Consider the following 9427-nt stretch of genomic DNA (forward strand, 5'->3'; position numbering starts at 1 on the left):
CCGTCCCCGACTTCGAACCCACCCCACAGATCCGCCGGGAAGCCCTACTGGCTTTCCTGCCATTCCTGACCGACGCCGCCGCCCGATGCGCCACCGCCGTCCACCGACGCCCCCCGGAACAGACCGCCGAGCTCCTGTGGTCCGCGATGCACGGCATGATCGGAGTCCAGCTCACCCACCCGTCACCAAGTGCCGCCGACGACCCGAACACCGACGTCGACGACGTCACCCGGAAAAACCTTTACACCGACGGCATTCACGCCATGCTGGACGGCCTGGGAATCGACGCCGAGGTGTCTTCGCCGCCCCCGCCGCCTTCCACCGGGACCGCCGAACTCGGTGAGACGGGATCATAAACAGGACGACCTGTTCGGCCACGTGAACGGCCGGTGGCCCGCCGAGCCGGAGATCCCGGCCGACCGCTCGAGACATGCACGTCCAGGACGCTTCGGGTTACCGGGTGCCAGATGCCCCGAGCTGGTTTTATACATTCAAAACCGATGTTGGTTTGGCGCTGTCCGAACCGGCTGGGGTACCGTCCCTCTCGCACCTACAACGCGTTCGAGGAATGGCCAGAAGGGATCGCAAAATGGCCCAGCAGGAGCAGCGGGAGCAGCGCCAGCAGGTGGAACAGCAGCTGCGCCAGAACTGGCAGCAGCTTCGCTACCGCGTCCTTGACCAGTTCAATCAGGTCAGCTCGGCGGATCTCGATGCCGCGACCGACATCGAGGACCTCGTCGCGCGGATTGCGGACAGGACGCACCACAGTGAGCAGTACGTCGAGAACCGTCTGCGGCAGCTGGCGGGCGTCGGCACCGGCCGAATCGGATCGTCCGGCGAGCGCTTCGGTGGCGGCCAGCAGGGCGGCCAGCGGGGCTAGCCGTTGATGCCCAGCAGTAGCCTTCCGAGATCAGATCGGTCAGGCCTCGGCGCACCGTAGGAAAACCGGTGCGCCACCCGGCTTGGTTTCGCTACTCGGCGCGCGTTCTCAGAACGTCGCGTCGAGCAGCGAACGGATCCCCAACAGGTCATCGATCAGCTTGATCGTGTCTGCAGTACGAGGAAGCTTGCGTAGCTCTTCCAGCATCGCGTCGGTTTCCTCCAGGGTAGGGACATCATCGATCGATGCGACTATCTGGACGATAGCGGCCTTGGGATCACTACCTGGCTGCATACCACAGAGTCGCACACGCTGGTTCACCTGAAATTACGTCAGGCTTCCTCCGCGTTAACTCCGTGGCCGGTTCGGGCACGGCAAGTGATGATCTACCATGAGCGTCACCGTCCGTGTCGAACCCAGCCTCGACGGTACCGTTGCGTCATGGCGCGACTCACCGCCGTACCGCCCACTTCGCGGATGAAGCTGCCTGATCGGTGGCACTGAGGTAGCACTGGAATCGTGCCTCCTCTCTCGGTCGTCATCGTGCACCGTGACCAGCCGCAGCGACTCCTCGACACGATCGACGCGTTCCGCGCGCAGGACGTTCCCGTCATGATCACAATCATCGACAACGGGTCGGCGGTGGTGCCGCCGGTCGAGGCCGCCGACGTCGCCGTCGTGCTGGCCGGAAGCAACCTGGGGTTCGGACCGGCGGCCAACGTCGGCTACCGAGCGTTCCTCGCCGACGCGGACGCGGGCGAGTGGGTGGTGCTCGCGCCGCACGACGCGCTGCCCGAACCCACATGCCTGAGTCACATGCTCAGCGTCCTGGCCGAGCAGCCTCGAGCGGGGCTGGCGTGTGCCGACGTCGGCGACGCGGCGACGCCGGTCATCGACCCCTACTTCGGCGGGATTCTCGCGCCCGCGAGCGTCGGGGAAGGGTGGGAGCCCGCCGGCCACCCGCACGGCACGCTGATGTTCGCCCGGCGCGCGTGCCTCGACGAGGTCGGCATCTTCGACGAGCGCTACTTCGCGTACTGCGAGGAGGCGGACCTCGCCCTGCGGGCCAGGGACGCCGGTTGGGAATCCGGGCTCGTGCGCGGCGCGATGGTCAAAAACCCGCACATCGGCTCGACCTCCGCAGCCATCGACTACCTGCAACTTCGCAACACCCTGTTGCTCGTGCGGGAGCACTCCGGCCGCTACCACGCGTTCATCCGGTTCAGCATCGCGCTGTGGCACCTTGCCTCGGGCGCAGTCGCACCGGCCCGGCGCGGCCCCTACTGGGACCTCGAAGGACGCGTGCGAGGGCTCCTCGACTTCCTCCGCGGACGCTTCGGCCCTCCGCCCGCGCACCTGCTCGTCAAGCGCTGATGCCGCCGTCGCCGCGGCAGCACCATGCGGGAGATCCACCGCCTTCCGTGCTATCATGAGACTACCTCAGGTTATCCGGTGCCGCCCAGGAGGGGTCACGTGCAGGACGCCGCTCCGTACATCGCCCAGCGCCCCAGGCGGGCCGACGGCATCCGGAACTACGACGCGATCCTGACCACTGCGCGCAAGGCGTTCGAGGCCGCGGGCGCCGACGCCTCCCTGGAGGACATCGCGGCCCAGTCGGGCGTCGCCATCGGCACCCTCTACCGGCATTTTCCGACCCGCGCCGCGCTCGTCGAGGCCGCCACCCGTGACGGGCTCGCCTCGCTGATCTCCCACGCCGACCAGGCCGCCGCCACGCTCCCCCCGCTCGACGCGCTGCGCTCCTGGATGAGCCAGGCCATCCAGCATTTCAGCACCTTCCGAGGTCTCGTAGGCATCCTCACCCGCAGCATGTACGACGCGGGCACTCCCTCCCACGCCGCCTGCGCAGCCATGCACGACAGTGGTGCGCGGCTGCTGCGATCCGCCCAGGCCACCGGGAAGATCCGTGCGGACCTCACCCCCGACGAACTGTTCGACCTGCTCAGCGGCGCAGCCTGGGTCCGGGAGAACTCTCACCCGGGGTCGGACGGCGGTGCGCGATTCCTCGAGCTCGTCCTGACAGGAGCGACCACCCGCCCCGACGGTCCCACCTGACCGGCATCGACGGCGTCCAGCGAAACAGGTCCGAGAGTCGCGACGATCATGATGTCCCGCAGCCCGGCGGCGGCATCCACGTCATGCAGCACCCCATCGTCGGAGAGCTGACCCTGCACTACGACAAGTTCGCGATCGCCGGCACCGGCCTCGGCCCCGAACGGTGACCCTGATCCATCCGACCCGGCGCGTTGGCCGAGCCCGACAGTCTTGCCATCACCTGTAGACATCAGGCGTAGACTTAGTCCATCGCTGAACGGGTGGACATCGAATGAATCTCGACGACGCGGGGCCAGGATCGCCCGCGCACAGGCTGTTGGTGCCCGGACTGGTGTTCATCGGCATGGTTGTCGCCGTGGTCGGCAGCCTGGGTGCGCCGCTGGTGCCACTGGTCGCCGCCGTCAGTCACGTCTCGGTCGACGACGCCCAGTGGTCGCTGACGATCACCTTTCTGGTCGGCGCGGTCGCCACCCCGACGATCGGGCGCCTGGGCGACGGCCGGTACCGCAAACCGGTGCTGCTGGTCGGCCTGGCCATCGTGGCGGTCGGCGGCTTACTGGCCGCCCTGCCGCTGGGTTTCGCGACGCTGCTGGTCGGCCGGGCGGCGCAGGGCGTGGGGCTCGGCCTCACGCCACTCACCCTGACGGTGGCCCGCGACGCGCTGCCGCCAGAGCGCGCCCGCCCGGCGCTGGCGATCCTGTCAATCACGACCGTCGCGGGCATCGGCCTGGGATACCCGCTGGTCGCGCTGATCGCCGAGACCTGCGGCCTGCGCGCGGCGTTCTGGTTCGGGGTTGCCATCGCGGTCGTGGCGCTGCTGGCCGCGATGGTGGTCGTACCTTCCTCACGTCACCGGCCGGCCGCCCGGCTCGACCTTGCGGGGGCGAGCACGCTCGGGATCGCCCTGGCCGGGTTGCTGCTGGCGATCAGCGAGGGCGGGCAGTGGGGCTGGACCTCGGCGCGCCTGCTCACAACCGTCGCGGTGGCGATCGTCATGCTGGCCGGCTGGATGGTGCTGGAGCTGCACAGCGATCACCCACTGGTCGATGTGCGCCGGTTACGGCACGTCGTCGTGCTGACCGCCGACGTGTGCGCAGTCTTCACCGGCGTCGGCATGTACCTGCTGACCTCGACGGTGACCCGCCTGGTGCAGACGCCCACGAGCGTGGGCTACGGGCTGGGCGCCTCGGTGGCCGTCGCCGGGTTGATGCTGACGCCGTTCTCGGTCGGCACGGTCGCGGCCAGCAGCGTCGCCCGGGCGCTGATCCGCAGGATGCCGCCGGGCCGGTTACTGCCGCTCGCCGCGAGCGTGCTGTTGGCCGGCATGGTCATGTTCACCCTGGCCCACGGCGCGTTCTGGGAGATCGCGGTGGTGATGGCCACCGCCGGCCTCGGGATCGGAGCAATCTTCGCCGTCATGCCCGGGTTCATCGTGCAGTCGGTGCCCGTTCATGAGACCGGCAGCGCGCTGAGCTTCAACCAGGTGCTGCGCTACATCGGCTACGGCATCGGCAGCAGCGCCAGCGCCGCGGTGCTCCAGGCGCACACCCGACCCGGCGCGTCGTTTCCCGCCGACAGCGGATACACCACGGTAGGCGTCGCGGCCTGTCTCATGTGGATTCTGACGGCGGCCGCCAGCGTCCTTCTGCCCAGGCTCGGTGACCGGCGGCCCGGCTTGAGCCCGTCGGAGGAGGCCATCATCGAGCAGGAGGAGCAGGATATCGAGAGCCTGGCCTCGGTGGTCCCCGGCGATACCGGCCGGCCCAGCGATGCCGACACGCAGACCGATGGCGTCAGACCCGGATAACCTCAACAAAGAGGAACATGACCTCCCGTGAAGAATGAGACGTCCACGGTGAAGAGCACGACCACGGTGAAGAGCACGACCACGGTGAAGAGCACGACCGCGCCACGCCGCCGCGACGCCGCCGCCAGCAAGGAACGCCTGCTCGCCGCCGCCGCGCACCTGTTCGCCGAGCGCGGGTTCGACAGGACCACCGCCCGCGACATCGGCCAGCTCGCCGATGTCGACCCCGCCATGATCGCCCGCTACTTCGGTGGGAAGGCCCAGCTCTACATCGCCGTGCTGCAGACGGAGGACGCCGGGGAGATCCCCACCGACTTCCTCGAGCCCGACCGGCTCGCCGCCCTGGTCCGGCGCACCGACCGAACCGGCCCAGGGCCGATCTTCCAGGCCGCGCTCAAGCCCTACGGCGACCAGACGGCACAGCAGGCCGCCGCCGCCGAACTCCACCGTCGCATCGTCGCCCCCCTCACCGCCCGTCTGGCCCGCGAGCACGCCGCCGACGCGCCCCTGCGGGCCGAACTGCTCACCGCCGCGCTCATCGGCGTCGTCCTCGCCCGCCACACCGGTGTCCTCGCAACACTCGCCGGTGCGGACACCGACACGGTCATCGCGCTACTCGAACAGGCCCTCGACCAGCGCTGACCGCCTGACCGGTGAAGCCGTCCGCGGGCCACGAACACGGCCACGAACACAGCAAGTGCCGCGAATCCCACCGCGGCGGCTCGTCCGATCGCGAACGTGGAACCGGACAGGGCGGCCGAGACGCTCGGTTCCACCCGGCGACTGCCCATCGTCAGACCCCCGACGCGGGAGTCGACGTCGGCGCCGACGGTGACAATCGTGGCGGTCGGTCCGCCGATCTCCACCGTCATGCCTTCCGCGGCGAGGACGTCGGCGAGTTCACGCAGACCGGCGCGCCCGGCGCACACCGAGGCCGGCAGCATCCCGGACGGGAGGGTGGCGAGGAGGTCCCCCGCGACCGACCACAGCCGGCCCGGCTGACCGGTGGTGACCCGGATACGGTCGCCGGACGCCTCGAAGCGCCCGCCGACCGGCCTGGAGCCGTCCTCGACACTGAAGGCGACGTCACCGGAGAATCGGACCGTCACTAGCGCGCGGCGCCGTTGCCGAGGCCACCGGCCGAGTCGTTGTCCGAGGTGGCGATCCGCAGCGTGCCGTGCAGGCGCCAGGTCGCGCGGACGGAATTCGCGGAACTCGCGCACGCCCACTTCACAGTAAGGTGACCGGCACCGAGTCGCACCTTGAGACGGTCAGTTGAGCCGATTCAAATAACATGAAAGTAAAAACCGGTATTCAGCCTTAGAACAGCCGAGACAGAGCGAACCAGGATCGGACGCCCCCGACCCCGACTTCGGCGATCTTGGTGTTCCGCGCAGCCGTGCCGCCCCCGCACCTGCCGACGCCCGCACGGGGCGGACCCGATCATGCCGTCGGTCGGCGGGTTCTCGGCGAGGTCCTTCCCTGATCACCCGATCGGTTGGAGAATTCCGTTCTGTGAGCATCCTCGACGACGCCCGCGCGGGCATGGACCTCGACGTACGACCGCAGGACGACCTGTTCGGCCATGTGAACGGCCGGTGGCTCGCCGAGACGGAGATCCCGTCCGACCGCTCGAGCTGGGGCCCGTTCGTGCAACTGGCCGACGTGGTCGAGCAGCAGGTCCGCGACATCATCACCGACCTCGCCGGGCAGGATCCGGCCACCCAGAGCGAGGACGCCCGGAAGATCTCCGACCTCTACAACTCCTTCCTGGACGTCGAGGCCATCCAGACGCTCGGCCTGGGCCCGGTGCGGTCGCTGCTGGACGCCGCGACTGGCCTGGGCGACGTCCGCGACCTCGCCGCGTTCCTCGGCGAGCTTGAGCGCACCGGCGGCCCGGGGCTGTTCGGCTCCTACGTCGACACCGACGACCGCAACTCCGACCGCTACCTGTTCCACCTGGGCCAGGGGGGCCTCGGTCTGCCGGACGAATCGTACTACCGCGACGACAAGTTCGCCGCGACGCGCGAGGAGTACGTCTCCTACCTGACCCGCATGCTCGGGCTGGGAGAGCACCCCGACCCCGAGGGCGCCGCGCAGCGGATCCTCGCCCTGGAGACCCTGCTCGCGAAGGGCCATTGGGAGCGGGCCGAGACCCGCGACGTCCAGAAGACCTACAACCTGGTCACGGTCGAGGAGCTGGCGGCGCTCTGCCCGGCCTTCGCCTGGGACGCCTACGTCACCGGTCTCGGCGGGCATCTGACCGGCCCGCACGCGACGCTGGCGGAGGCCTGCGTGCGCCAGCCGTCCTACTTCGAACACCTCTCCACCGTGCTGACCGACACGCCGATCGAGGTGTGGCGCGACTGGGTGCTCAGCCGCGTGCTGCGAACGGCTGCGCCGTACCTGCCCGACGCGTTCGTCGAGGCCCAGTTCGACTTCTACGGCCGCACCCTCAGCGGCACGCCCGAGCTGCGGGCCCGCTGGAAGCGCGCGGTGACGTTCGTCCAGGGCGCGATCGGTGAGGCCGTCGGCAAGGAGTACGTCGCCCGCCACTTCCCGCCGCGCGCCAAGGCGCAGATGGACGACCTCGTCGCGAACCTGCTTGCCGCCTACCGCGAGTCGATCTCCCGGCTGGACTGGATGACGGAGGAGACCAAGCTCCGGGCCTACGACAAGCTCGCGACGTTCCGGCCGAAGATCGGCTACCCGGACCGGTTCCGGGACTACTCCGCGCTGCGGGTCCGCCATGGCGACCTGATAGGCAACGCCCGCGCCGCCGCCGCGTTCGAGACCGACCGGGACCTGACCAAGATCGGCTCACCGGTCGACCGCGACGAGTGGTTCATGCTCCCGCAGACCGTCAACGCCTACTACAACCCCGGCACCAACGAGATCTGCTTCCCGGCCGGCATCCTGCAGCGGCCGTTCTTCAGCCCCGACGCCCACCCGGGCGAGAACTACGGCGGCATCGGCGCGGTCATCGGCCACGAGGTCGGTCACGGCTTCGACGACCAGGGCGCGCAGTACGACGGCGCCGGCAACCTCAACGACTGGTGGACCCCCGCCGACAAGGCCGCCTTCGAGGTGAAGTCGAAAACGCTCGTGGAGCAGTACAACGCGTTCGAGGCGCGCAACCTGCCGGGCGAGAAGGTGAACGGTGCTCTCACCGTCGGCGAGAACATCGGCGATCTCGGCGGCCTCACCATCGCCCACCAGGCCTACGTCATCTCCCAGGGCGGCGAGGCGTCGCGCGACGACCGGCGGCGGCTGTTCATGAACTGGGCCTACGTGTGGCGCAGCAAACGGCGGCTCGAGCTCGAGCGGCAGTACCTCACCACCGACCCGCACAGCCCGCCGGACCTGCGCGCCAACATCGTGCGCAACCTCGACGAGTTCCACGAGGTCTTCGACACCACACCCGGCGACGGGCTGTGGCTGGACCCGGCCGACCGCGTCCGCATCTGGTAGCGGGGCGGCCCGGGAGCGCCTGACACGATCACGCCGCTCACAGCGACTTCGTCGACGTGGCCCAGGACGGTGGCGGCGGAACTCCTGCCGGCAGGCGGGTCCGTTCGTCGCCGTGCGCGACGGCGAGCTGGTCGTGGGTCAGTCCGGTCACCGCGCTGAGGTCGACGCCGAACAGCAGGGTCCCGGTGAGGTTCGCCCCGGTGAGCTGGGCGCCGGCGAGGTTCGCCTCGACGAGCCGGGCTTCGGTGAGGTCGGCGCCGGTCAGCTGGGCGCCGGTGAAGTTCGCGCCGAACAGCTCGGCTCGGGCGAGGTTCGCCTCGACGAGCCGAGCCTCGGCGAGATTCGCCTCGACGAGGAAGGCGTGGCTGAGGTTGGCCCGCAGCAGCAGGGCGCGGGTGAGGTTGGCCCCGTCGAGCTGGGCGCCGGTGAGGTTCGCCTCGGCCAGCCGGGCGCGGGAAAGATCGGCGTTGGGCAGCGCGAGGTCGGTGAGGCTGGCGGGGCCGGTCAGGTCGGCTCCGGTGAGGTCGGCGCGGGGAACCGCGTCGCGGTACGGCAGGCGGGCGAGGACCTGGACGGCGGCGCGGATGTCGATGGCCGGCGGTAGCGGCGGGACGGTGCCGTCTGCATCGGGGGGCAGCGGCGCGCGCAGGGCGTGGGCCGTGCTGAGGCTGCGGATGAACGCGGAGAGGACCTCGACGACGGTGCGCTGGTCGGCGGGGCTGTCGGTGACGATGCGTTCGAGGGCGTAGATGCCGCCGAGGCGGATCGTGCCGCTGGTGGAGCCGAGCTGGTCGATCGCGCGGGTGTAGAGCTCGCGGACGTGGGTGTTCTTGTTCGCCTGGCGGGTCTCCCCCAGGGCGATCAGGCCGCCGGCGACGGCGATCAGCGCGGCCACCGCGGTGAGGATCCCGCCCTGCAGCGCCGACCGGGCCTCCGCCGCGCCCTGCGTGCCCGGCGGGTACATCCGGTCGGCCAGGTGCCAGATCCCCACGACCACGCCGACCGCCGCGACAGCCGCGACAACCCACAGCCATCGCCGGTCGAACAGCCATCGCCGGTCGATGCGACGACGCACTCCCCTGTTGTCCGCCATGGTCGGGTTGTACGCCCCCCGCCGCCACCGGGTGGGGCAAACGCGACCACCGGCCGCGCGCGCCACCTGACCGGAGTCGTCGGGCGTCGTCGCGCAGCACCTC

Annotated in this window: 9 protein-coding genes; 7 read left to right on the forward strand and 2 right to left on the reverse strand. The window is 70.0% G+C overall.

Annotated elements, in window-relative coordinates:
- Both NBZ83_RS25935 and NBZ83_RS25940 read left to right on the forward strand, forming a co-directional pair.
- The coding region (locus NBZ83_RS25935) for a hypothetical protein (protein ID WP_261575972.1) at window positions 1-356 on the forward strand (356 nt) is incomplete at its 5' end.
- A gap of 233 nt (window positions 357-589) precedes the next feature.
- Window positions 590-880 carry a hypothetical protein gene (locus NBZ83_RS25940; protein WP_261575973.1) on the forward strand — a complete coding sequence of 97 codons (291 nt, stop codon included), beginning with the start codon at window positions 590-592 and terminating at the stop codon, window positions 878-880.
- A gap of 108 nt (window positions 881-988) precedes the next feature.
- Here NBZ83_RS25940 and NBZ83_RS25945 read toward each other — a convergent pair whose 3' ends face one another.
- Window positions 989-1201, reverse strand: coding sequence for a hypothetical protein (locus tag NBZ83_RS25945; RefSeq protein WP_372517690.1), 213 nt, complete (start codon window positions 1199-1201; stop codon window positions 989-991).
- Window positions 1202-1399: 198 nt separating this feature from the next.
- Here NBZ83_RS25945 and NBZ83_RS25950 point away from each other — a divergent pair, with 198 nt between their 5' ends.
- The 5 genes from NBZ83_RS25950 to NBZ83_RS25970 all read left to right on the forward strand — a co-directional run bounded on the left by NBZ83_RS25950 (window position 1400) and on the right by NBZ83_RS25970 (window position 8231).
- The gene (locus tag NBZ83_RS25950) at window positions 1400-2254 is read left to right on the forward strand and encodes a glycosyltransferase (protein ID WP_261565120.1); all 855 of its coding nucleotides are present in this window, start codon (window positions 1400-1402) and stop codon (window positions 2252-2254) included.
- A 99-nt stretch (window positions 2255-2353) separates the two neighbouring features.
- The gene (locus NBZ83_RS25955) at window positions 2354-2953 is read left to right on the forward strand and encodes a TetR/AcrR family transcriptional regulator (RefSeq protein ID WP_261565121.1); all 600 of its coding nucleotides are present in this window, start codon (window positions 2354-2356) and stop codon (window positions 2951-2953) included.
- A gap of 271 nt (window positions 2954-3224) precedes the next feature.
- The gene (locus tag NBZ83_RS25960) at window positions 3225-4760 is read left to right on the forward strand and encodes an MFS transporter (protein WP_261565122.1); all 1536 of its coding nucleotides are present in this window, start codon (window positions 3225-3227) and stop codon (window positions 4758-4760) included.
- A 27-nt stretch (window positions 4761-4787) separates the two neighbouring features.
- The gene (locus NBZ83_RS25965; protein ID WP_261575974.1) at window positions 4788-5402 is read left to right on the forward strand and encodes a TetR family transcriptional regulator; all 615 of its coding nucleotides are present in this window, start codon (window positions 4788-4790) and stop codon (window positions 5400-5402) included.
- Between the two features lie 873 nt (window positions 5403-6275).
- Window positions 6276-8231, forward strand: a complete 1956-nt coding sequence (locus tag NBZ83_RS25970) for a M13 family metallopeptidase (RefSeq protein ID WP_261565124.1) — start codon at window positions 6276-6278, stop codon at window positions 8229-8231.
- Window positions 8232-8268: 37 nt separating this feature from the next.
- On the opposite strand, the gene NBZ83_RS25975 is transcribed toward NBZ83_RS25970, so the two are convergent.
- A partial coding sequence (locus NBZ83_RS25975; protein ID WP_438803338.1) for a pentapeptide repeat-containing protein occupies window positions 8269-9427 on the reverse strand: 1159 nt, incomplete at its 5' end.

The sequence above is a fragment of the Frankia gtarii genome, assembly GCF_025403375.1.
Taxonomy (GTDB): Bacteria; Actinomycetota; Actinomycetes; order Frankiales; family Frankiaceae; genus Frankia; species Frankia gtarii.